22 protein-coding genes are annotated in these 22,185 nt (G+C 53.4%); 2 read left to right on the forward strand and 20 right to left on the reverse strand.

The genetic code is table 11. From position 1 onward, the window contains the following. Nucleotides 1–310: 310 nt before the first annotated feature. Entirely contained in the window at nucleotides 311–1,225 is a 915-nt protein-coding gene (locus tag HC231_RS13405; RefSeq protein WP_208227129.1) for a glutamate/aspartate ABC transporter substrate-binding protein, read from the forward strand. 169 nt (nucleotides 1,226–1,394) lie between these two features. On the opposite strand, the gene HC231_RS13410 is transcribed toward HC231_RS13405, so the two are convergent. The 8 genes from HC231_RS13410 to HC231_RS13445 all read right to left on the reverse strand — a co-directional run bounded on the left by HC231_RS13410 (nucleotide 1,395) and on the right by HC231_RS13445 (nucleotide 10,274). Further along, the gene (locus HC231_RS13410) at nucleotides 1,395–1,934 is read right to left on the reverse strand and encodes a glycine zipper 2TM domain-containing protein (protein ID WP_208227130.1); all 540 of its coding nucleotides are present in this window, start codon (nucleotides 1,932–1,934) and stop codon (nucleotides 1,395–1,397) included. 442 nt (nucleotides 1,935–2,376) lie between these two features. Next, on the reverse strand, nucleotides 2,377–3,681 hold the full coding sequence (locus HC231_RS13415) for an NAD(P)/FAD-dependent oxidoreductase (RefSeq protein WP_208227131.1): 1,305 nt from the start codon (nucleotides 3,679–3,681) through the stop codon (nucleotides 2,377–2,379). A gap of 292 nt (nucleotides 3,682–3,973) precedes the next feature. Next, on the reverse strand, nucleotides 3,974–4,516 hold the full coding sequence (gene ycfP, locus HC231_RS13420; protein ID WP_208227132.1) for an alpha/beta hydrolase YcfP: 543 nt from the start codon (nucleotides 4,514–4,516) through the stop codon (nucleotides 3,974–3,976). A gap of 52 nt (nucleotides 4,517–4,568) precedes the next feature. Beyond that, entirely contained in the window at nucleotides 4,569–5,597 is a 1,029-nt protein-coding gene (nagZ, locus tag HC231_RS13425; protein ID WP_208227133.1) for a beta-N-acetylhexosaminidase, read from the reverse strand. Nucleotides 5,598–5,656: 59 nt separating this feature from the next. Next, a complete protein-coding gene (thiK, locus tag HC231_RS13430; RefSeq protein WP_208227134.1) occupies nucleotides 5,657–6,517 on the reverse strand; it encodes a thiamine kinase in 861 nt (286 codons plus the stop codon). Then, nucleotides 6,504–7,076, reverse strand: a complete 573-nt coding sequence (gene lpoB, locus HC231_RS13435; protein WP_208227135.1) for a penicillin-binding protein activator LpoB — start codon at nucleotides 7,074–7,076, stop codon at nucleotides 6,504–6,506. The genes thiK and lpoB overlap by 14 nt, the downstream gene beginning before the upstream one ends. An 81-nt stretch (nucleotides 7,077–7,157) precedes the next feature. Then, on the reverse strand, nucleotides 7,158–7,514 hold the full coding sequence (gene hinT / locus HC231_RS13440) for a purine nucleoside phosphoramidase (protein ID WP_208227136.1): 357 nt from the start codon (nucleotides 7,512–7,514) through the stop codon (nucleotides 7,158–7,160). 189 nt (nucleotides 7,515–7,703) lie between these two features. Next, nucleotides 7,704–10,274, reverse strand: coding sequence for an EAL domain-containing protein (locus HC231_RS13445; RefSeq protein ID WP_208227137.1), 2,571 nt, complete (start codon nucleotides 10,272–10,274; stop codon nucleotides 7,704–7,706). 96 nt (nucleotides 10,275–10,370) lie between these two features. Here HC231_RS13445 and HC231_RS13450 point away from each other — a divergent pair, with 96 nt between their 5' ends. Then, entirely contained in the window at nucleotides 10,371–10,553 is a 183-nt protein-coding gene (locus tag HC231_RS13450) for a hypothetical protein (protein WP_208227138.1), read from the forward strand. A 17-nt stretch (nucleotides 10,554–10,570) separates the two neighbouring features. Here the strand turns inward: HC231_RS13450 and ptsG are convergent, their stop codons facing one another. The 12 genes from ptsG to plsX form a co-directional block, all read right to left on the reverse strand. Continuing rightward, nucleotides 10,571–12,004, reverse strand: coding sequence for a PTS glucose transporter subunit IIBC (gene ptsG / locus HC231_RS13455; RefSeq protein ID WP_208227139.1), 1,434 nt, complete (start codon nucleotides 12,002–12,004; stop codon nucleotides 10,571–10,573). Between the two features lie 317 nt (nucleotides 12,005–12,321). Beyond that, nucleotides 12,322–13,119: a metal-dependent hydrolase gene (locus tag HC231_RS13460; RefSeq protein ID WP_208227140.1), complete on the reverse strand. Its 798-nt coding sequence runs from the start codon at nucleotides 13,117–13,119 to the stop codon at nucleotides 12,322–12,324. Between the two features lie 19 nt (nucleotides 13,120–13,138). Next, nucleotides 13,139–14,149, reverse strand: a complete 1,011-nt coding sequence (gene holB / locus HC231_RS13465) for a DNA polymerase III subunit delta' (RefSeq protein WP_208227141.1) — start codon at nucleotides 14,147–14,149, stop codon at nucleotides 13,139–13,141. After that, nucleotides 14,149–14,817, reverse strand: a complete 669-nt coding sequence (gene tmk / locus HC231_RS13470; RefSeq protein ID WP_208227142.1) for a dTMP kinase — start codon at nucleotides 14,815–14,817, stop codon at nucleotides 14,149–14,151. The genes holB and tmk overlap by 1 nt, the downstream gene beginning before the upstream one ends. Next, complete coding sequence (gene mltG / locus HC231_RS13475; RefSeq protein ID WP_208227143.1) at nucleotides 14,804–15,823, reverse strand: endolytic transglycosylase MltG; 1,020 nt, start codon at nucleotides 15,821–15,823, stop codon at nucleotides 14,804–14,806. Before mltG ends, tmk begins: the two co-directional genes overlap by 14 nt. Nucleotides 15,824–15,837: 14 nt before the next feature. After that, nucleotides 15,838–16,635 carry an aminodeoxychorismate lyase gene (gene pabC / locus HC231_RS13480; RefSeq protein WP_208227144.1) on the reverse strand — a complete coding sequence of 266 codons (798 nt, stop codon included), beginning with the start codon at nucleotides 16,633–16,635 and terminating at the stop codon, nucleotides 15,838–15,840. A gap of 129 nt (nucleotides 16,636–16,764) precedes the next feature. Further along, complete coding sequence (fabF, locus tag HC231_RS13485; RefSeq protein WP_208227145.1) at nucleotides 16,765–18,006, reverse strand: beta-ketoacyl-ACP synthase II; 1,242 nt, start codon at nucleotides 18,004–18,006, stop codon at nucleotides 16,765–16,767. 83 nt (nucleotides 18,007–18,089) lie between these two features. After that, nucleotides 18,090–18,326 (reverse strand): acyl carrier protein, encoded by a 237-nt coding sequence (gene acpP / locus HC231_RS13490; RefSeq protein ID WP_005970506.1) that lies wholly within the window; start codon nucleotides 18,324–18,326, stop codon nucleotides 18,090–18,092. Nucleotides 18,327–18,480: 154 nt separating this feature from the next. Further along, complete coding sequence (gene fabG / locus HC231_RS13495; RefSeq protein ID WP_208227146.1) at nucleotides 18,481–19,215, reverse strand: 3-oxoacyl-ACP reductase FabG; 735 nt, start codon at nucleotides 19,213–19,215, stop codon at nucleotides 18,481–18,483. A 14-nt stretch (nucleotides 19,216–19,229) separates the two neighbouring features. Then, nucleotides 19,230–20,159, reverse strand: coding sequence for an ACP S-malonyltransferase (gene fabD / locus HC231_RS13500; protein ID WP_208227147.1), 930 nt, complete (start codon nucleotides 20,157–20,159; stop codon nucleotides 19,230–19,232). Between the two features lie 18 nt (nucleotides 20,160–20,177). After that, nucleotides 20,178–21,131: a beta-ketoacyl-ACP synthase III gene (locus HC231_RS13505; protein WP_208227148.1), complete on the reverse strand. Its 954-nt coding sequence runs from the start codon at nucleotides 21,129–21,131 to the stop codon at nucleotides 20,178–20,180. 6 nt (nucleotides 21,132–21,137) lie between these two features. Continuing rightward, nucleotides 21,138–22,184, reverse strand: coding sequence for a phosphate acyltransferase PlsX (gene plsX, locus HC231_RS13510; RefSeq protein WP_208227149.1), 1,047 nt, complete (start codon nucleotides 22,182–22,184; stop codon nucleotides 21,138–21,140). Nucleotide 22,185: the final 1 nt, after the last annotated feature.

Consider the following 22,185-nt stretch of genomic DNA (forward strand, 5'->3'; position numbering starts at 1 on the left):
CGGTTTAACATGAACGGATAACGCACTCTGAAGGTGCATATTATGGTTTCAGCTAGCTCCCGCCGCGTTGTCCAAGCGGCGCTCCGCCGGGAAAAATAATCATCTACGCCTCGCCCGGCGCCCGTCATCACGTACTATTATTAACGCACCCGTCCGCCCATGGCACCAATATTGCTTCGTAATACAGTACGACAAGCGGAACAGATTAATTTCTAATGCTATTTTTGCCACGGTCTACAGCCTGGCGCGGAGCTGGGCGCAGGCGTTCATTCGTCTTCGCCACAGCCTTCATACCAAAACGGAGTACACAATGAAAAAACAAACACTGGTCTCATTACTGCTGATGGGGATCGCTTGCAATGCTGCCAATGCTGCGGATACCAGCTCTGCCGACGGAGCCGTTCCGACCGATACGCTCAAAAAAATCAAAGACGCCGGAGTTATCGTCGTCGGACATCGTGAATCCTCCGTCCCTTTCTCCTACTATGACAACAATCAAAACGTCGTCGGGTATTCGCAGGAATACTCGAATGCGATTGTTGACGCGGTGAAAAAACAGCTGAATATGCCCAATCTGGCGGTCAAGCTGGTTCCGATCACCTCACAGGCGCGTATTCCCCTGTTGCAAAACGGCACCATTGATTTTGAATGCGGCTCTACCACCAACAATGCGGAACGTCAGCAACAGGTGGCCTTTTCCAACTCGATCTTTATCGTCGGCGGACGGCTTCTGGTCAAAAAAGGCGGCGGCATTAACGATTTCCAGGATCTGGCGGGAAAACCGGTTGTCACTACCTCCGGCACCACCAATGAAATTCTGCTCAATCAGTTGAATGATAAAAACAGCATGAAGATGCGCATCATTTCGGCCAAAGACCATAGCGACGCATTTCGCACGCTGGAAAGCGGCCGCGCCGTAGCATTCTATATGGACGATCCGCTGCTGGCCGGTGAGCGCGCCAAAGCGAAGAGACCGGATCAGTGGGATATCGTTGGCACCGCGCAATCTCATGAGGCCTACGGCTGTATGCTGCGCAAAAATGATCCCGCGTTTAAACAACTGATGGATAATACCATCGCCCAGGCCCAGACCAGCGGCGAAGCGGAAAAATGGTATCAACGCTGGTTCACACAACCGATTCCGCCTAAAAACATCAACATGAACTTTGCCATGTCCGACGAAATGAAGGCGCTGTTCAAAGCGCCGAACGACCGTATTCTGTAATCGCTTCCCCCGGCGGAGGCGGCAGGCATCAATCGCGCCGCTCCCCGCCGGGTGAGCGCGAAGATTGCGGCAACCGCCAGTACGACAGACATTACGGATGATGGAAGAGCGCTGCCCATGGGATTACGCTATTGGGCAGCGTGGAGAGAATCGTTCCGGCCGATGTGCATCAGGTTTTCTGGTTGAGGATCAGCTGACCATTTTTATCTACCGGAATCTGCGTTCCTGGATCGTGGTCCATGCGAATTTTCCCCTGCTGGTCGCCGATTTTATAGGTGACGTCATAACCCAGCACTTTCTGCGATTTGTCGTATACCGTTTGACAACGTTGCTGCGTCGTCGTGTAAGTATCGTTTTCCTGCATATTGCCTTGAACTTTATTACCGGCATAGCCGCCCGCCAAGGCGCCCGCCACCGTTGCGACATCTTTACCTCGGCCGCCGCCGAACTGGTGCCCCAAGACGCCGCCGGCCACCGCCCCTAACACCGATCCGGCTATTTTATGTTCGTCCTGAACCGGACGACGCTGGGTAACGCTAACATTACGACACTCCTGGCGAGGAGTTCTGATCGTTTCTTTGATTGGTGTTGCCGTAACCACCTGCGCAAACTGCGGTTTGGATGAGAAAACATCCATACTCGCCACAGCAGCCACACCCAATGCAGCAGCTACGCCAATACCAATACCCGCTAACATTGATTTGTTCACAGGATACCTCCCAATATATTTCCACGCATTCCCCATCTGCGACCCCGTATATAAGTACGGTGCGACCTAACTACGCATCGCGTCTCACACGATGAATCCGCAGGCTTATCCTGAATAATTTGTCTTCAGGATGAGCGGCGCTCTGTGCCGCCAATAAGACAGTAGGAAGTCTGCACAATGCTCATGGCTCCCGCAATCAGACAAATTAACCAAATATGTTATTTTCATAACAAAAAAACATAGTTTGAGAATTATCTTAACGGGAAGCGCTAACGGAGCGATATTTTATACTGAATAGTGAATAATTAGCAGTGTGAGATAAAACCGCCGTATTGCGCAGACGCCATTCATTCAGATCGAGTATGGAGAGAAAAAAACAGGATAGGGCTAATGATTACGCGCCCTATCCCGAGGAGAAAGCCGGTCAACCCGGCTCTCGATATTAATGCAGTTTAAGGCGGGGACGAATAACCCGGTTGATGCCGCCGACCAGCATCATCAGGCCGGTTTTCACATAACCGTGCAATGCAATCTGGTGCATGCGGTACAGCGAAATATAAACGAAACGGGCAATGCGCCCTTCCACCATTACCGAACCACGCATCAGGTTACCCATCAGGCTGCCGACGGTGCTGAATTTGGACAAGGAAACCAATGAGCCGTGATCTTTATAGACGTACGGCTTCAGCGGTTGTCCGTTCAATAACGCCAGGATATTGGCATGGCAGCGTGACGCCATCTGGTGCGCGGCCTGCGCGCGCGGCGGAACAAAACCGCCCCCTTGCTGCGGGCAAGATGCGCAGTCGCCGATAGCAAAAATATTGGCATCGCGGGTCGTCTGCAGCGTAGGCTCCACCACCAGTTGGTTGATGCGGTTGGTCTCCAGGCCGGCGATATCTTTCATGGCGTCCGGCGCTTTGATCCCGGCAGCCCAGACCATCAGATCGGCCTCAATAAACTCACCGTCCTTGGTATTCAATCCGCCGGCTTCGGCGCTGGTTACCATGGTTTTGGTCAGAACCCGGACGCCAATATTGGTCAGTTCCTGGTGCGCCGCGGCAGAAATACGCGGCGGCAGCGCAGGTAAGATGCGCTCGCCCGCTTCCACCAGCGTAACGTTCAACGTATTTTTATCCAGGCCATCAAAACCATAGCTGTGTAGCTGTTTCACCGCATTATGCAGCTCCGCGGACAATTCGACCCCGGTGGCGCCGCCGCCGACGATGGCAATGTTTACCCGTTCCTTTCCTTCCGTATTGGCCGTGAATTTCAGGAACAGATTCAGCATTTCGTTATGGAAGCGCCGCGCCTGTTGCGGATTATCCAGGAAAATGCAGTGATCTTTTACCCCTGGCGTACCAAAATCATTGGAGGTACTGCCTAACGCCACAACCAGAATGTCATAAGAAATTTTACGGGCCGCCACCAGCAGTTCACCCTGCTCGTCACGGATTTCAGCCAACTGGATATTCTGCTCTTCACGGTTGATATCCGTCAGCATTCCCAACTGGAACTGGAAATAGTGGTTGCGGGCATGAGCCAGATAGCTCAACGCATCCATATCGTCATCCAGCGATCCGGTTGCGACTTCATGCAGCAGCGGTTTCCACAAATGGCTGTGATTACGATCCACCAGCGTAATCTCCGCTTTGCCCTTACGACCTAGTTTGTGACCCAAACTGGTTGCCAGTTCAAGTCCACCGGCTCCCCCACCGACAATAACAATTTTTTTGCTTGGTGATGTCAAAATGACCCCCTAAAAATGTGAACCGATAGTTAATAAAGGGTTAACGATAATATCCTTATATAACATAGGGTTCGCGTAAATCAGACTCGATATCTGCGGCAAGAATACCATGCCAGGTCATTTGGTCATACCAAAATTGATATATATCAATTTATTTTCATTTCGATGGTTTGAGAGGCTGAAATTTATTTTTTATTTCAGTCAATTAGGCGCTATTGGCAAACAGCTAAAAGTGACGCCGTCACCAAATCGGTCTTACCGCGAAGGCTAACGGAAGATAACAGATTGATATTTATTTCAGCGTCTTAAATGCCTTGATGCGCTGTAAGTGGGTCGAAATACTTTTGAATTTGTGCGTCTGTTCATCATCCCAGACTATTTCATAATAGTGACCCAGCGTCCGCGCGCTGCGCTGACTATCCAGCATTTCATCTTCGCGGGATAGCACCACCAGGCAACGCTCGCGGTTTCTTTCACGAAAATCGGCAACGCATTTCGTCGCGATGTCCAGATACTCTTCGGGACGATCGATTTTACCGACCATGTTTTCCTGCGGATACAGGTTGGGATTAAAAATCACCTGCCGAATATCGCACAAGAAACCAATGCGTTCCGCCCAGAAACCGCCCAGCCCGACGCCACATATCAGCGGACACTCGTCGTCGACCTGCTGAATCATTTTATCTACCTGTTTCAGCAGATGATGCATGTCATGACGCGGGTGCCGTGTGCTATAGCTCAACAGCCGGACATCGTCATCGATAAACTCAAGCTGCAGCACTTTCTCATGGTTGCCGGGACTGGTCGAATCAAACCCATGTAAGTAGATGATCATCTATATCCTCGCCGCTGTTTTAGCTACGCCGCGCGCGGCGTAGCGGGAAGGCCTATTTCCCCTCGTCCTTGTATGCCTGCCAACGATCGCTGAGCGCCGTAAGCGCCTGGTTCGCCTGCTTCCAACGCGACGAATCCAGCAACTGTCGACGAGAGAACGAACCCTGATGATATAAGCTGGATAGCCGCTCCGCTTTGACCGGGGACAGATTATCCAAAACGCTTATCGCACCATCCCGGTTATTGCAGGCCAGAACCATGTCGCATCCGGCGTCTAGCGAGGCTTTCGCCCGTTCAGGATAGCTCCCCATCACCGCCGCCCCTTCCATCGACAGGTCATCGGAAAAGATGACCCCGTTAAAGCCCAACTCCTGGCGCAGTATCTGTTTGAGCCAGAACGGCGATCCGCTGGCTGGACGAGGATCCGCGTCAGTATAGATCACATGAGCCGGCATGATCGCATCCAACAGCCGTTGCTGGATAAGCGCTTTGAATATCAGCATATCATGCGCGCGGATTTCATCCAGCGGGCGGGGGTCGATCGGCGTCTCTTTATGGGAATCAGCGCTGACGGCGCCGTGGCCGGGGAAATGTTTACCCGTCGTTTTCATCCCCGCGCTATGCATCCCGGTAATAAAACTTTTAGCCACCACGAGCGCTGACTCAGGCTGAGCGTGAAACGAGCGATCGCCAATCGCGGCGCTTTTGTGACCAATATCCAGCACCGGCGCGAAACTGATATCAATATCCATAGCGATCATTTCCGCCGCCATCAGCCAGCCGGCCTCCTGCGCCAGTCGGCAGGCATCGGCTTCGGCATTCAACGCGGCAAAAGCTTGCGCCGCCGGCAAGCGGGTAAATCCCTCCCGGAAGCGCTGAACCCGTCCGCCTTCCTGATCGACCGCCACAACCAAACGTTCACGCGACGCCGCGCGAATCTGGCGCACCAGTTCAGCCAGCTGCTGCGCATCATGGAAATTTCGGGTAAATAAAATCACGCCGCCGACCAGCGGATGAGCCAACACTTCCCGATCTTCAGCATCCAGCTCGTAGCCGGCGACATCTAACATTACTGGGCCCACAAAAACCTCGTTCATTACTCAATTGATTAACACATCGTCCCGGCCTTGCGCTAACCCGGCTATTCACTTATCCCCAGTTGCCGACGCAAGGGCGCCAGCGCTCGCAGAAATCGCTCCTGTCCGGTTTGCCGCCAGCGTATTTCGTACCACATCAACACCAGATAATCGACCCACGGCAGCCACTGCGCGGTTCTCTGCCGCAGACATGCGAGAGAAAATCCCGGACGCTGCTGCTGATAGGTTTGTAAAAAACGCCGCTGCGCTGCGCTATCCAACTGGTTGGCGCGCATAATAAACGCCATCTCCAACGCAATATCGCCATCCGACGCGTACTCCCAGTCGATAAACATCATTGTTTCATCTGTCAGCAACAAATTTTCCGCATGAACATCCAGATGCAACGGAGCAATAGCCAATGGTTTAGGCTGCGCCTTACGTTGGAAATCTTGGTGAAGCCGCAACAGCCCCGGCGTACGCCGGCGGACATCCATCATTTGCCAATGACGGGCGAAGATCGGCTTTAGCGCTAACGGGTAGCCGCAGCGCGGCTGTTGGTGAAGACGGGCGAGACAACGCGCCAGTTCGCCGTTACGCAGAAAGGCGGAGAACTCGGACGCCGTGGCAACGCGCCCCGCCACCCATTCGACAATTAACCAGCCATCGGCCCACAGCAGCGGACGCGGCGCCAAACCAATCTTCGCCATCTGCCGCAGCAGGTGAAACTCCCGTTGGCGGTCGGTGCCCGATAGACGGCCGGATACCGACTGTGGCCGCGCCAGCACGTCGAATCCGGGGGAACGGATCCGCCAGCTTTCGCTGCTTAACCCGCTGATGGGTTCAAAATGAAAACCGGCGGACTCTGCCGCCGGGAAATGCTTACCGATTATGTCGGCAATCTGTTGTTTGCTATTGTACCGCACCGCTACCCGACCAAACGATTTCGCCGGTCTGAACCAGCATCAGCTGCATATCCAGCACCGGTGATTTGATATCGCCACTCACGTCGCTATACAGCACATACTGCGCGCCGACATAGCGGGCCAGCCCAATCGCCTTGCTGCGCGAACCCAGACTATCGTCAACCGACAGGCCTAACGTCTGCGTAGCCTGAGCGACCTGCTCTTTCGGCACCAGCGTAAAAGTATGATCGGACGACAGCGCGTTATACAGCGCATTAGTGGCTCTCGCCGTCTGCAACGCGCCGTTGGTGTTATTCTTCACGCTGTCCAGCAGCAGGATACTTCCCGGCGCGACGCCCTCGGCTTTCAACATTTGAGCGATCAGCGGATTGATGCTGGCATCCCAATTCTGCGTCTGGATTTTTGGCGGCGGCGGAACCTGCTCGCTCGGCGGGGGCGCCGTAGAAACCGGCGGCTCCACCGGTTCAACTGTCGCAGGCGGTTCCGTGGGCTCGGGCGGTCGGCTTGGACACCCCGTCAGCACCAGCGTAGCCAATACCACCCATAGATATTTTTTCATATGTCCTCTCTCAACACCTAAGTCCGCAGCATCAGTCGGCACTTCCTAATCAATAAAACAGCCGGTACCGGCGCATTGGCGTCAGGCCGGCTCAGCCAATAATGGGCCTAACGCGCGGCCGCCAAGCAGATGCATGTGAATATGGTAAACCTCTTGTCCGCCGTGTCGATTGCAGTTAATAATCAGTCGGTAGCCATCGTCGGCGATACCTTCCTGTTTGGCGATTTTCCCGGCAACCGTAATCATCCGCCCCAATGCGGCTTCATGTTCAGCCGTCGCATCATTAACCGTGGGGATCAAGACGTTGGGTACGATCAGAATATGTGTGGGTGTACGCGGGGCGATATCACGAAAGGCTGTTACCAATTCATCCTGGTAAACGATGTCAGCAGGAATTTCCTTGCGGATAATTTTACTAAAAATGGTTTCTTCAGCCATGATTGATTTCCTTTTAAAACAAGCTCGGACCAAAATCGTATCTGCCCAATAGAATGAAAGGCATAGGCAGTATGAGTGACATATTCCATTTCTTTCAACCTTCTTTGACTATTTCTATCACAAATGGATAATTCGCCACCGCCAAAATACGGATCCGCCGAGTTGTCCGCCGCATCACGGCGCCTGAGATTAACGAAGCGCCCCATGGCTCGACTGACGGATCGATTCGGCCAGCCATGATTCAAACTCCGGCACGGAGAGTGGTTTTGAAAAGAAATATCCCTGCCCCAGCTTATATCCATGCTCCTGTAGAATCTCCAACTGCGCGCGTTTTTCGATGCCTTCCGCCACCAGCCTGAGCTCAAGGCCGTCGCCAATGCCGACGACCGCCTTGCTCAACGCCCGGCTGGCGGCATCATATTCAAGATCGTCGACAAAACTCTTGTCCAGCTTGAGTTCGCTTATCGGCAGCCGGCGCAAATATCCCAGGCTGGAATATCCCGTGCCGAAATCGTCGATGGATAATTGAATGCCGCTACGATGGAGCTCCATGATCGAAGACATAATGTTAGGGCTATTATCGAGCAGAATATTTTCTGTGATTTCGATGATTAAATCAGCGGATTCCAGGCCATACTTTTCCAACGTGGCAAGTATCGCCGCCGGCAGGTTCGGATTATAAAAACTCGCCGGCGAAAGATTGATGGAAATGCCGGGCACGGGAACATCAGCCTCACGCCAACGGGCGAGTTGCCGGCAGGCGGTATTCAGCACCCAATCACTCAGTTGGTGAATGAGGCCGCACTCTTCAGCCAGCGGTATAAAGCGTGAAGGCGGAATATATCCCAATTCATGATGATGCCAGCGCGCCAGCACCTCTACGCCGCACAGTTCGCCATCTTTTAGCTTCACCTGCGGCTGCCAGGCTAAACTTAGCGATTCATTGGCCAAAGCCAGGCGAAGTTCGTGTTCCATCATCATCCGTTCGCGGGCGGCGATGTTCATCTCTTTGTTATAGAAACTCAGGCCGCCACGTCTGGTACGTTTGGCCTGATACATAGCCAGATCGGCATGTAATAACAGCGTAGTCATATCTCTGCCGTCATTCGGATATAAACTGATACCGATGCTGGACTGCGGCGTTACGGTGATACCGGCCAACTGAAAGGGCTGACTAATGGCTCCGCGCAGTTTTTCAAGGACTTCTGAAACCTGCTCTTCGCCGCAATACGGCAAGACAATGACGAACTCATCGCCGGAAAGCCGCCCGACGATGTCGGACGTCCGCGAGGACTGCCGCAGCCGATCGGCGATAGTGCGCAGCAGTTCATCCCCTGCGGCATGGCCGTAAGCATCATTGATCGCCTTGAAGTGATCCAAATCGATAAACAGCACCGCCAACGGCGCGCCTTCCCGCTCAACTTCATCAATAGTTTTATCCGCCTGAGCCAACAGCAGATTCCGGTTAGGCAACCCGGTTAGCGCATCAAAGAACGCCAGTTGTCGGATATCGCGGCGGGAATCCTCCCGCTCCAGAGCGAGCGAGCACAGATTAGTGCATATTTCCGCGATTTTCCGATGCAGTGCATCAGGCTCACGGCATTGACGGAAATAGAAAGCAAAAGTTCCGATAACTTTTCCATCGCCGCTGCGGATGGGGCTTGACCAGCAAGCATGCAATCCCAGCGATAACGCCAGCTCGCGCCCCGCCTCCCAGCGGGGATCCTGCGCAATATCCGTAACGATAACCGCTTCGTTCTGGAAGGCGGCGGTTCCGCAGGATCCCACCAACGGGCCGATGGCCAAACCATCGATTGCTTGCATAAAATCGTCGGGCAAGCTGGGCGCCGCCAGAGGATGCAGACGTTGCTGCTCGTCTACGCGGAGAATGGAAGCCATGCAGTCGGGAAGAATCGATTCAATGAGACGGCACATCTGCTCCATTACCTGCGCCAGCGGCTGTTCCCGCACCAGCGCTTCCAATACCTGCTGATGTAAAGACTGATATATCTGAGGCTGCGTGATGTCGGTCAGTACGCCGACAATATGCGAGAGGTTACCCTGTTCATCGTAAATAGGGGTTTCCATGATATCCGCCCACAGGCGCCGGCCATCCGATCGGAATAACAGCCTATTTCCTTTGAACGGCTTACCTTGCCGGAACAGTTCCCACACCGCCTCGATATTGGCGCGGGAAGACGTTCCCGAGGTCAGCAACTGCGGCGGCGTATGTCCCTGGGCCGCCGCCAGCGTATAGCCCAATATGCGGGTGAATCCGTCATTAAGATAGGTAATACGCCAGTTCTCATCCGTGATGTAAATCGCCGATCCGCTTTTATTCAGCGCCAGCGACAACAAACGCCGCTCTTCCTGCTGTCGGCGAACAATAGAGACATCTCTGGCGATGGCCAAATAGAAAATTTGTCCTGCCGTATTGATAAGAGAGAGGCCAATCTCAATAATTTTCTCGCTCGCCCCGTCGTCCAGTTCTATCTGGATATCGCGATAAGTTCCCGCCATGGACGCCAGCTCGCTTGCGGCATCGCATCCGGGATGGGCCGTCAGGGAATGAATGTCGGGGATAAGCAAACCGGCCTCCCGGCCAATCACGCTTTCTCTGTTTTTCCCCCACAGCGTTTCCGCCGCGGCATTAAAGAACAGGACGCTACCATTTTCGCCGATAACCACTTTGGCATCGACAGACTGTTCAATAACCTGTTTTAACATATCAAACCCAGCGCCCTTGATTGCTGTATGCATGCTGTCACCTTCTTGAATGCAAAATACCGGCACCCTCAGGAAATCGTAACGATTATCCTTTACTTAATTTAGGCTGCTTAGCAAAAGACGTGCGCTATGTCAGACTGGCAGCTTGCCCTTATAGATTCGCTGCGCCATATAGAGGGTTATCGGCAAGAGATTGGATTTGTGTTACGGAAATTAAGTGAAATTAAATTGACGGCGGGCGTAGTTGTCATGGAGGTAGAGCGGATGGCAGCCAATGAGGCCATAAAAAAAAGGGGCTTTCGCCCCTTTTGAAACTCCCCGACTGCTAATTAGCTATTACGGATGTAGTCGTCCATATCGGTTTTCAGGTTGTCAGATTTAGTACCGAAAATCGCCTGAACACCAGAACCCGCCACAACGACGCCAGCAGCACCCAATTGTTTCAAACCAGCCTGATCGACTTTTGATACATCCGCCACGCTCACGCGTAAACGAGTGATACAGGCATCCAGGTTGGTGATGTTGTCCTTGCCACCGAATGCGCTAACCAGCGCGGCAGCCATTTCGGAGCTTCCCTGAACAACCTGATCGGCGCTGCTATCTTCACGCCCTGGGGTTTTCAGATTCAGCTTAGCGATCAGGATGCGGAATATAGAATAGTAGATAAACGCATAACCCAGACCAACGATCGGGAACAGCCACAATTTGCTGCCGTTGCCGCTCAGCACGATAAAGTCAATCAAACCGTGTGAGAAGCTGGTGCCGTCACGCATGCCCAGCAGAATACAGATCGGGAACGCCAGACCGGCCAAAATAGCGTGGATCACATACAGGATTGGCGCGACAAACAGGAAAGAGAACTCGATGGGTTCGGTAATCCCGGTCAGGAATGCGGTCAATGCCGCCGAGATCATGATCCCGCCCACTTTGGCGCGGTTTTCCGGTTTGGCCGAATGCCAGATAGCGATAGCGGCGGCAGGCAAGCCATACATTTTGAACAGGAAGCCGCCGGACAATTTACCCGCGGTCGGGTCGCCGGCCATGTAGCGCGGAATATCGCCGTGGAATACCTGACCGGCCGCATTGGTGAATTCACCGATCTGCATCTGGAAAGGCACGTTCCAGATATGATGAAGACCAAAAGGCACCAGCGAGCGTTCAACAATACCATACAGGCCGAATGCTACAACCGGGTTCTGATAAGCGCCCCATTGGGAGAATGCCTGGATGCCTCGGCCAATCGGCGGCCAAATGAACGACAGGACGATCCCCAGAACGATCGCACACAGACCGGAAATAATGGGGACGAAGCGTTTGCCGGCAAAGAAGCCAAGGTATTCCGGCAATTGGATGCGATAAAAGCGGTTAAACATGTAGGCCGCAATGGCACCCGCAATAATACCGCCCAATACGCCGGTATCGGCAAGGTGCTGCGCCGCAATCTCTTCCGGGGTTAAATGCAGAATCAGTGGCGCCACCACAGCCATGGTTTTCACCATGATGCCATAAGCCACAACAGCAGCCAGTGCCGATACGCCGTCATTGTTGGTGAATCCCAATGCCACACCAATAGCGAAGATCAGGGGCATATTGGCGAAGACAGAACCGCCGGCTTCAGCCATAACATGGGATACAACAGCGGGTAACCAGCTAAAATTCGCCGCGCCGACGCCCAGCAGGATACCTGCTATTGGCAGTACGGATACCGGCAGCATTAGCGATTTACCTACTTTTTGCAGGTTTGCGAATGCGTTCTTGAACATAATTGAGTGTGCTCCTGAGTAATGGTGCTTTTACTTCTGATGCTTATATATACATAAAAGGCGGGGAGGATACCCTTTACAAGTAAGGGAGGTCTTAGCCCCCCTTTAATTTTTACGAAGAGTAAAATAAATAGCGCAAACAATGTTTGACTGCTATCACGTTTCAACAACCCGGCAAGTCAAAACAGAGCATAAAGTAATCTAATTTGAGATATCTCACTAAAAAACGCACATAAATGGCGAAAAAAAAGCCAGACAGCTTGTGCGCCCGTCGCTATTAATTACACACCTCAAAAAAACTCGGCTATTCTTAACCACTATTGCGCACTGGTCAACCGTGCCGGATCGATACGAAACAGGCGGGAAAAGTTTTCCGTCGTCATCTCCGCCAGTTTGTCCAACGCGACGCCTTTGAGCACGGACAAATACTCCGCCACATCGCGAACGTTCGCCGGCTGATTTTCCTGCCCCCGGAAAGGAACGGGAGCCAGCCAGGGAGAATCGGTTTCAACCAACATGCGATCCAACGGCACATAGCGAGCGACGTCGCGCAATTCCTCCGCGGTACGGAAGGTGATGATGCCGGAAAACGAGATATAGAACCCCATATCCAATAGCGTTCTGGCTGTAGCTAAATCTTCGGTAAAACAATGCAGTACGCCGCCACACTTCTCTACCTGTTCTTCTTTTAAAATAGCCAGCGTATCGGCTCTGGCAGAACGGGTATGAACAATCACCGGCTTATTCAGCTCATTGCCGATGCGAATATGCTCACGAAAAGACGCTTGCTGTTGCGCTTTAGTCTCTTCCCGATAGTGGTAGTCCAGCCCCGTCTCCCCCATCGCCACCACCTGGCTGGACGCAGCAAGCTGACGCAATTCGGCGTAATCATAAGGCTCATCCTGATTTAGCGGATGAACGCCACAGGAGAAAGCCACATTATCCCGCACGCCGATGAGATCGGTCATGGCGCGGAAACCAGGCAGCGTCGTGGCGACCGCCAAGACAAAACCGACGTCGCGGCGTCTGGCTTTTTCCAATACGTCAGAGACATCTTTATGTATTGACTGATAATCCAGTCCATCAAGATGGCAATGGGAATCAACTAACAACATGATATTTACTCGAAATTAATTAAGCAGAAAATGGATGAAAGTAGCGCTGAACACGCGCAGAGAGGCTCTGTTCGGCATCAAGCAATCGCTCGGTCAATAATAACTCACGGTTCACTCCCGTTACCGTCAGTAACTTTTGCCGGCAGGCCAGCCACTGGTGCGCTTCGTACTGTAGCTGAGAATTGTCTACATTCGCCAACTGTTCAACCAGCGCGGTCTGATCCTGATTCACCAGATATTCTCCCGCCCCTAGCTGCCGCTTCATTGCATCAAGCAGCAACGACGCCAACCAGTGGATACGTTCATCGGCATCATCGTGATTAACTTGAGGCAATAACGAAAGCAGATCGCGCGAGGTCAACGCGGCAGAGAATGCTTGGCATAACATGACCCGCTGCTTCCAACGCTCCGGCTGCAAAAGCTTTTCCGCCGCCAGCGGAGCGCCCGCCTGTAGCCTTAATGCGGTACGCAACGCCAGAGCGTCGCTTTTATGACGTGAATTTAACCATAGCACGCTCTGCGTTTCGCTCGGCGCATCCAGATAATGGTACAGGCAACGGCTACGCAGCGTGGCCAACAAGCGAGCAGGCTCACGGCAGCCAAACAGAAAGTAGGTTCCCTGCGGAGGCTCTTCCAACGTTTTCAGCAACGCATTGGCCGCCGCTTCGGTAAGCTGTTCCGCAGACGGCAACCAGACGACTTTAGCGCCGCCCTGCCGGGAATGCTGATACAGCTTGTCCAAGACGTCGCGCAACGCATCAACCCCCAGACTGTGTTTGCCTTTTTCCGGGCTCAGCACATACCAGTCAGGATGGGTTCCCGCCACCATCAAGTTACAGGAATGACACTTGCCGCAGCTTTTCATTCCTTCCGGCTGCTGGCACATCAACCAGCGACTCAGCGCATAGACCAGCGAATCGTCCCCCATGCCGGGTAGCGCATGCAGCAAAATGGCGTGATGGCCTCTCCCCGCCTGATATTGGCCGATCAACTGGCGGTAGGAGGAATTAAGCCACGGATACCAGTCCATCAGGCACGATCCTGTTCTAACGCTTGCGGAGTCAACCCTTGCTTTTGCAGCCATTGCCGCATGACGTCCCGAATGTCGGCGCTGACCTGGTCTATCGGCTGCGAGGCGTCGATCGTCACAATACGGCTATCCTGCGCCGCCAGAGCCTGGTAGCAGGCTCGGGTACGTTCAAAAAAAGCCAGTGACTCCTGTTCAATGCGATCCAACGCCCCGCGCTGACGGGCGCGTTGCAAGCCAATGGCCGGCGGTAAGTCAAGATAGAGGGTCAGGTCGGGCCGAAAGTCGCCCAGTACGGCATCACGCAATGATTGCAGCAGCTGCCGATCTATTCCCCGGCCCCCTCCCTGGTATGCCTGAGATGAGAGATCGTGACGATCGCCGATCACCCAATTCCCCTGCGCCAACGCCGGCTTGATCACGTTCTCCACCAGTTGGATTCGGGCTGCATACAGCATCAGGATTTCCGCTTTATCCGTCACTTTCTCATCAGTGGCGCCCTGCTTGATCAATTCGCGCAGTTTTTCGGCCAGCGGCGTGCCGCCAGGCTCGCGGGTAAAAGTCACGTCACGGATGCCGTACTCATGCAACGCATCAACCACAACGCTTCTGGCGCTGGTTTTTCCAGCCCCTTCCAGACCTTCCAAAACGATAAATTTACTGTTGTTCATCCCGATCCTTTAGCGCTGAGCGGTATTGCCTTACAGCACGGTTATGGTCTGCAAGGTTAGTAGTAAAACTATGACCGCCTTTGCCATCCGCCACAAAATAAAGATATGACGTTTTAGCCGGGTGCGCGGCCGCATCCAGTGACGCTTTTCCCGGCATCGCGATAGGCGTGGGCGGTAATCCGGAAATAACGTAGGTATTGTAAGGCGTCGGCGTGTCCAGTGCCTTGCGGGTAATAACGCCCGTATACGCATCCCCCATGCCGTAAATGACGGTGGGATCGGTTTGCAAACGCATACCGGCCCGCAGGCGATTAATGAAAACGGACGCGACCTGAGTACGTTCTTCGGCGATCGCCGTCTCTTTCTCAACGATCGATGCCATAGTTAACAGCTCATCCGGCGTTTTATACGGCAATCCTTCCTCGCGTCCCCGCCATACTTCATCAACGGCTTTTTTCATTCGCTGATGAGCGCGTTGCAGCAAAGCAATGTCGGTCGTATCGGCCGTATACATATAGGTATCGGGATAAAACCAGCCTTCCGGATTAGGTTTATCCGTCATTCCAAGCTGCTCTGCGATCGCCTGCGCGCTTTTATCCGTCAGCGTATGCTTAATATAGGATGACTGGCGCAACGTTTCGAGCCATTCCTTCAGCCGGGAGCCTTCCACAAACCGGATGGAAAACTGAGCCTCTTTACCGCTGGACAGCAAGGCCAGCATCTCCCGGACCGTCATTCCCGTGGTAAAGCGGTAGGTGCCGGCCTTAAATTTCGCCAGCTCCGGCTCAACGCGCAGCAACCACGGAAAAAACGTCCCATCGCTAATGATTTTCTGCTCCAGCAATAAGGTTTCCAACCCGTCCCGTCCGGTACCCGCCGGGAGCGTAAAAATGGTTTCCTGTTTGATAGCGAGCGCCGATCCGGCGAAATTTTGTACTTTCTGCCATAGCAGCAATGCGGCTATCAGCAACACGACGATCGGAATACCAATCTTTTTTATCTTCATAAATCAACCAACAACTAACAGTTAGGGCTCAGAAAGCGGTACAGTTTTCTGGAGCGATAACACCAGGATTGCGCCTGGTTTACGGGAACAATCGGCATCAATGCATTACAAATGAGCGCCTCATCCGCATCAGCCAGAGTCTCTGGCGGCTCGCTGACGATATGCAATTCAAAATCGGAATCCGCAAGCAGTGAAATGATATGCCGTCGGGCAACGCCATCAACGCCGGCATAGGATAGATCCGGCGTATAAACCCGTTTTCCCTTACGCCAGAACAAATTAGCCGCACAGCATTCCACTAGCGCACCGGAAGTGTCAAGCACCAATACCTCATCGGCGGAACGCTGTTCAAGATCGATGCGAATCAGCACCTGCTCCAGGCGGTTCAAGTGCTTTATACCGGCCAACAGCGCACTTCTGGCTAACGCCACCGGACTGAGGCTCAGACGAATCCCCTGCTCGCGCCAGCGGATATAGTGCGCGGGATAGTCGGCTTGCATAACGATGCGCGTCGGGCTACCGCATCCTTGAATACCATATCCCCGCCCCCCTTGTCCCCGGGTGAGGATGACCTTGACGATGCCGTCACGGCGGCCCTGCGCCGCCTGCCCCATTTCCTGCGACAACCGCGGCCAGTCAACGGCGGGCAGCATCAAACGCCGGGCGGCTTCCTGCAATCGAGCCAGATGTTTGTCAAGCCATACGATTTGCCCGTCGCGCACTCTGGCCGTGGTAAAGCAACCATCGCCAAACTGGGTGCCTCGATCCGACACCGCCAGCTGTTCTTGCAACCGACCATTTATCCACAGCATTTATTTCTTCCATTCAGCCAAGTGTCGACAGCTTGCCAGCATTTAGGCGCGTCATACAAGCCAAGCAGTCTTATTTTACACAGGCAAAAAAAAACCCGGAAACCGGGTTTTTTCATCGGGGTTTGACGGTCAGACCTTACGGAATAACAGAGAACCGTTCGTTCCGCCGAAACCAAAAGAGTTACACAACGTATACTCCATACCGCTAACCTGGCGCGCTTCATGCGGCACAAAATCCAGATCGCAACCTTCATCCGGGTTATCCAGGTTGATAGTCGGAGGAACAACCTGATCGCGTAGCGCAAGTATACTGAAGATGGACTCTACCGCGCCGGCAGCACCCAGTAAGTGCCCGGTCATCGATTTGGTCGAACTGACTAATACACGGGCGGCATCCGCGCCAAACACCGATTTGACGGCCTGGGTTTCAGCCTTATCACCCGCGGCGGTGGATGTACCGTGCGCGTTGATATAACCGATTTGCGACGCTGAAATGGCCGCATCACGCAACGCATTCTCCATCGCCAATGCGGCCCCGGCGCCATCAGCCGGCGGTGACGTCATGTGGTAGGCATCGCTGCTCATACCAAAGCCGACGATTTCCGCGTAAATCTTGGCGCCGCGTTTTTTCGCATGTTCGTACTCTTCCAGCACCATAATACCGGCGCCGTCGCCCAGCACGAAACCATCACGATCTCTATCCCACGGGCGGCTTGCGGCCTGAGGGTTATCATTACGGGTCGATAAGGCGCGCGCGGCGCCGAAGCCGCCGACGCCCAGCGGGGTACTGGCCTTTTCGGCGCCGCCGGCGACCATGACATCGGCGTCATTATAGGCGATGATACGCGCCGCATGACCGATGTTATGCACGCCCGAAGTACAGGCGGTGGCGATAGAAATACTCGGCCCACGCAATCCGTACATGATAGTGAGATGTCCGGCGACCATATTAACGATGGTCGACGGTACGAAGAACGGGCTGATTTTACGCGGACCGCCCTTCACCAGCGAGCTGTGGTTCTCTTCAATGAGCCCCAAACCGCCAATGCCGGAACCGATCGCCGCGCCGATGCGCGGTGCGTTCTCTTCCGTTACTTCCAGACCGGAATCCTGCATGGCCTGAATGCCGGCTACGATCCCGTATTGAATAAAGGCATCCATTTTGCGAGCTTCTTTGCGCGAAATGAATTCCTCACAGTTAAAATTCTTTACCAGGCCAGCAAAACGCGTTGCATAGGCACTAGTATCGAAATGGTCGATCAGGCTGATACCACTCTGACCGGCAAGAAGAGCACTCCAGGTAGACTCCACCGTATTGCCGACAGGAGATAACATGCCCAGTCCGGTAACAACTACTCGACGCTTAGACACGCTTGTCCTCCAGGGAGGGAAAAATATGACACTGCGGGACAAAAAAAACTTAGGCGGTCGAGTGACCGCCTAGATATGTTCGCTTACTGCTGGTTCGCCTGAATGAAATCAATGGCTGCCTGAACAGTCGTGATTTTTTCGGCTTCTTCGTCTGGAATCTCTGTATCAAATTCTTCTTCCAGCGCCATTACCAGCTCAACGGTGTCAAGAGAATCAGCGCCGAGGTCGTCAACGAAAGAAGCATTGTTTACGACTTCTTCCTGCTTAACACCAAGCTGTTCAACGATGATTTTCTTAACGCGTTCTTCGATAGTGCTCATACTCTTAAATTTCCTATCAAAACTCGCTTTCGCGATGGTTTTCGTAGTGTATAAAATGTTGAAAAAGATGCAACAAAATCCCGGCTGGTCGAACCACGATTTTGTGCTATTTTGCGGTTATCGCCGCAAATAACGCAAATAGTTTTCGTACTTTTTAAACCATATACATGCCGCCATTGACATGCAATGTTTCGCCGGTAATGTAGCCCGCCTCATCAGAGGCTAAAAATGCAACAGCACTGGCGATTTCTTTAGCATCACCAAGCCGGTTAGCGGGAACCTGGCTCAAAATGCCTGCTCGTTGTTCTTCTGTCAATGCCTGAGTCATATCTGTTTCAATAAAACCTGGCGCAACAACGTTAACCGTAATGCCCCGGGAGGCCACTTCGCGAGCAAGCGATTTGCTGAAGCCAATCAGTCCGGCCTTGGCCGCCGCATAGTTTGCCTGTCCGGCATTGCCCATCGTTCCGACCACGGAGCCAATAGTGACGATACGGCCAAAACGCTTTTTCATCATAGCGCGCATTACCGCTTTGGAGAGACGGAATACCGATGTCAAATTGGTATCCAGAATATCCTGCCATTCATCTTCTTTCATGCGCATCAGCAGGTTATCACGGGTGATGCCGGCATTATTGATCAAAATATCAATTTCGCCGAACTCTGTGCGAATATCTGCTAATGTTTTTTCCACGGACGCCTCATCAGCGACGTTCAGCACATAGCCTTTACCGTGTTCGCCCAGCCAGGCGCCGATCGCTTCCGCGCCCTTCTCGCTGGTGGCGGTGCCAATGACTGTCGCGCCGCGAGCAGCTAACGTCTCGGCAATAGCCCGGCCGATTCCGCGGCTTGCGCCAGTAACCAGAGCAATTTTTCCTTCAAAACTCATCGTCTTCTCCGTTTTTATTTTTCAAGCGCCGCTGACAGAGAAGCAGGATCGTTCACCGCGGCAGCTGTCAGGGTAGCAACGATTCGCTTGGTTAAGCCGGTAAGCACTTTACCCGGCCCAACTTCCAGCAATGATTCAACCCCTTGAGAGGCAATAAACTCGACGCACTCCGTCCAGCGCACCGGACTATAAAGCTGACGCACCAGCGCACTGCGAATCGCTTCCGGCGATGTTTCAATCCGCGCGTCGACATTATTTACCACTGGGATCTTCGGTTCGTTGAAATCAACTGACTCAAGCGCGACAGCCAGTTTTTCGGCGGCGGGCTCCATCAACGCGCAGTGTGACGGAACGCTGACCGGCAATGGCAGCGCACGTTTGGCGCCGGCCGCTTTACAGGCCGCGCCGGCTCGTTCCACCGCTTCTTTGTTCCCGGCGATTACGACCTGCCCAGGGGAGTTAAAGTTTACCGGCGAGACAACCTGCCCTTGCGCGGATTCTTCGCACGCATTGGCGATGGCGTCATTATCCAGGCCGATAATCGCATACATCGCGCCAGTGCCTGCCGGTACGGCTTCCTGCATCAGCTTGCCACGCAGTTCAACCAACCGCACAGCTTGCTGGAAATCAAGAACGCCGGCGCAAACCAGCGCGGAATACTCGCCCAGGCTATGCCCGGACATCAGCGCCGGCGTTTTTCCGCCTTGCTGTAGCCAGACGCGCCAGATAGCGACGGAAGCCGTTAACAACGCCGGCTGAGTCTGCCAGGTTTTATTCAACTCTTCCGCCGGCCCTTGCTGCGCAAGCTGCCATAAGTCATACCCTAAAACAGCAGAGGCCTGAGCAAATGTTTCAGTAACAATCGGATATTCCGCCGCCAGTTCAGCCAGCATGCCAACGGATTGCGATCCCTGACCTGGGAATACCATTGCAAATTGCGTCATAGTGAAAATCCTGTTTAATCAAAAACGAACCAGCGCAGAACCCCAGGTGAAGCCGCCGCCGAAAGCTTCAAGCAGTACCAGTTGTCCTGGTTTTATCCGCCCGTCGCGCACGGCTTCATCCAGAGCCGAGGGAACGGAGGCCGCCGATGTGTTGCCGTGACGATCCAACGTCACAACAACCTTATCCATTCCCATGCCCAGTTTTTTGGCCGTCGCACTGATGATGCGTAAATTGGCCTGATGAGGCACCAACCAATCTAATTCGCTTTTATCCAGTTGGGACGCCCGCAGCGTTTCCTCAACAATGTGCGCCAGTTCGGTTACTGCGACCTTGAATACTTCATTGCCGGACATCGTCAAATAAGCCGGTTTTCCCAGATTATTGCGATCCTGGTGCGGCAGCGTCAGCAGCTCGCCATAACGTCCGTCAGCATGCAAATGCGTGGACAGGATCCCCGGCTGCTCTGAAGCGCTCAATAAAACGGCGCCGGCGCCATCACCGAACAAAATCAGCGTACCTCTGTCTTGCGGATCCAACGTGCGGGATAACGTATCAGAACCGACGACCAAAGCATAATCCACCGCGCCATTTTTAATGTACTGATCGGCAACGCTGAGCGCATAGGTAAATCCCGCACAGGCAGCAGCCAGATCAAATGCGATGGTATCTTTGATTTCAAGCAGTTGCTGAATCTGGCAGGCCGCACTGGGAAAAGCATGGCTTGAAGATGTCGTCGCTACAATCAACAAACCGACTTGCGATTTATCGATGCCGGCCATTTCCAGCGCCTTTTGCGCCGCATGATAGCCCATCGTGGCAACACTTTCATCTGGCGCGGCGATACGGCGCTCACGAATTCCGGTACGCGTGACGATCCATTCGTCAGACGTATCCACCATCTTCTCTAAATCAGCGTTCGTCCTGATTTGTTCAGGCAGATAACTGCCCGTTCCGATTATTTTTGTATACATGTACGCTTAATCACTCTTGGGTAATACAGCTTCTAGACGGGCAGCAATCCGTTCGGGAAGTTGCCTTTGTACCGCCTGCATTGCCTGTTCGATAGCAACCGCAAACGCTCGCTGGTTCGCAGCGCCGTGACTTTTGATTACGGTTCCCCGCAGTCCCAACAGACACGCGCCATTATATTGGTCAGGATTCAAATGGCCGAAACGTTTGGCCAAACGTTTTTGTAACAAACGTCCCAGTAATCGTAACCACCATGACTGTTTTTGCCTGCGGTCCGTACCGGAAGATGGAGACTTTAGCAACGAAAGGAACATCCTTACCACGCCTTCCATTGTCTTTAAGGTGACATTACCCACAAACCCGTCACAGACCATGACATCCGTCTTCCCGGTCAGCAATTCGTTACCTTCAAGATAACCGATATAGTTGATCGAAGGCGTATTTCTTAATTTGGCCGCGGCATCGCGGATGTTATCCAAGCCTTTGCTCTCTTCCTCACCGATATTCAGCAACGCCACCCGCGGATTTTTCAGCCCAAGAACCTCTTCAGCCATCACCGAGCCCATCACCGCGAATTGAACCAGCATGGTGCTGCCGCAATCGACGTTGGCCCCTAGATCCAGCACCACAGTTTTCCCGTGCTGCTGATGAGGCAAAACGGAAACCAATGCCGGGCGCTCAATGCCATCAAGCGGTTTAATCAGGAGCTTAGCCAGCCCCATCAGCGCGCCGGTGTTGCCCGCGCTGACGCAAGCCTGAGCCCTTCCGTCTTTGATCAGCTCAAGCGCGATGCGCATCGAGGTGCCGCGACTCGCGCGGATGGCCTGCGAAGGTCGGGCATCACTGGCAATAACCGATTCAGCCGGAATAATTTCCAACCGGGACGATAAATCAGAATCGACTTTGGCTAGTAATGGAGTAATCGCAGCAGGATCGCCAACTAATATCAGGTTGAGGCTTGAATTAGAAGCCAGTGCCTGCAATGCAGCAGGCACTGTTACGCAGGGACCGAAGTCCCCGCCCATCGCATCTAACGCCAGAGTTAGGCGTGTCAAA

It is taken from the genome of Brenneria izadpanahii, assembly GCF_017569925.1.
Lineage (GTDB): Bacteria > Pseudomonadota > Gammaproteobacteria > Enterobacterales > Enterobacteriaceae > Brenneria > Brenneria izadpanahii.

What these genes read in the sequence shown, in the direction of transcription:
- HC231_RS13505 (WP_208227148.1), bottom strand. Translation starts at nt 21,131, where the DNA reads ATGTATACAAAAATAATCGGAACGGGCAGTTATCTGCCTGAACAAATC.
- hinT (WP_208227136.1), bottom strand. Translation starts at nt 7,514, where the DNA reads ATGGCTGAAGAAACCATTTTTAGTAAAATTATCCGCAAGGAAATTCCT.
- tmk (WP_208227142.1), bottom strand. Translation starts at nt 14,817, where the DNA reads ATGAACAACAGTAAATTTATCGTTTTGGAAGGTCTGGAAGGGGCTGGA.
- fabD (WP_208227147.1), bottom strand. Translation starts at nt 20,159, where the DNA reads ATGACGCAATTTGCAATGGTATTCCCAGGTCAGGGATCGCAATCCGTT.
- acpP (WP_005970506.1), bottom strand. Translation starts at nt 18,326, where the DNA reads ATGAGCACTATCGAAGAACGCGTTAAGAAAATCATCGTTGAACAGCTT.
- pabC (WP_208227144.1), bottom strand. Translation starts at nt 16,635, where the DNA reads ATGCTGTGGATAAATGGTCGGTTGCAAGAACAGCTGGCGGTGTCGGAT.
- HC231_RS13445 (WP_208227137.1), bottom strand. Translation starts at nt 10,274, where the DNA reads ATGCATACAGCAATCAAGGGCGCTGGGTTTGATATGTTAAAACAGGTT.
- HC231_RS13460 (WP_208227140.1), bottom strand. Translation starts at nt 13,119, where the DNA reads ATGTTGTTAGTTGATTCCCATTGCCATCTTGATGGACTGGATTATCAG.
- holB (WP_208227141.1), bottom strand. Translation starts at nt 14,149, where the DNA reads ATGGACTGGTATCCGTGGCTTAATTCCTCCTACCGCCAGTTGATCGGC.
- HC231_RS13405 (WP_208227129.1), top strand. Translation starts at nt 311, where the DNA reads ATGAAAAAACAAACACTGGTCTCATTACTGCTGATGGGGATCGCTTGC.
- HC231_RS13450 (WP_208227138.1), top strand. Translation starts at nt 10,371, where the DNA reads ATGTCAGACTGGCAGCTTGCCCTTATAGATTCGCTGCGCCATATAGAG.
- lpoB (WP_208227135.1), bottom strand. Translation starts at nt 7,076, where the DNA reads ATGAAAAAATATCTATGGGTGGTATTGGCTACGCTGGTGCTGACGGGG.
- ptsG (WP_208227139.1), bottom strand. Translation starts at nt 12,004, where the DNA reads ATGTTCAAGAACGCATTCGCAAACCTGCAAAAAGTAGGTAAATCGCTA.
- ycfP (WP_208227132.1), bottom strand. Translation starts at nt 4,516, where the DNA reads ATGATCATCTACTTACATGGGTTTGATTCGACCAGTCCCGGCAACCAT.
- mltG (WP_208227143.1), bottom strand. Translation starts at nt 15,823, where the DNA reads ATGAAGATAAAAAAGATTGGTATTCCGATCGTCGTGTTGCTGATAGCC.
- fabG (WP_208227146.1), bottom strand. Translation starts at nt 19,215, where the DNA reads ATGAGTTTTGAAGGAAAAATTGCTCTGGTTACTGGCGCAAGCCGCGGA.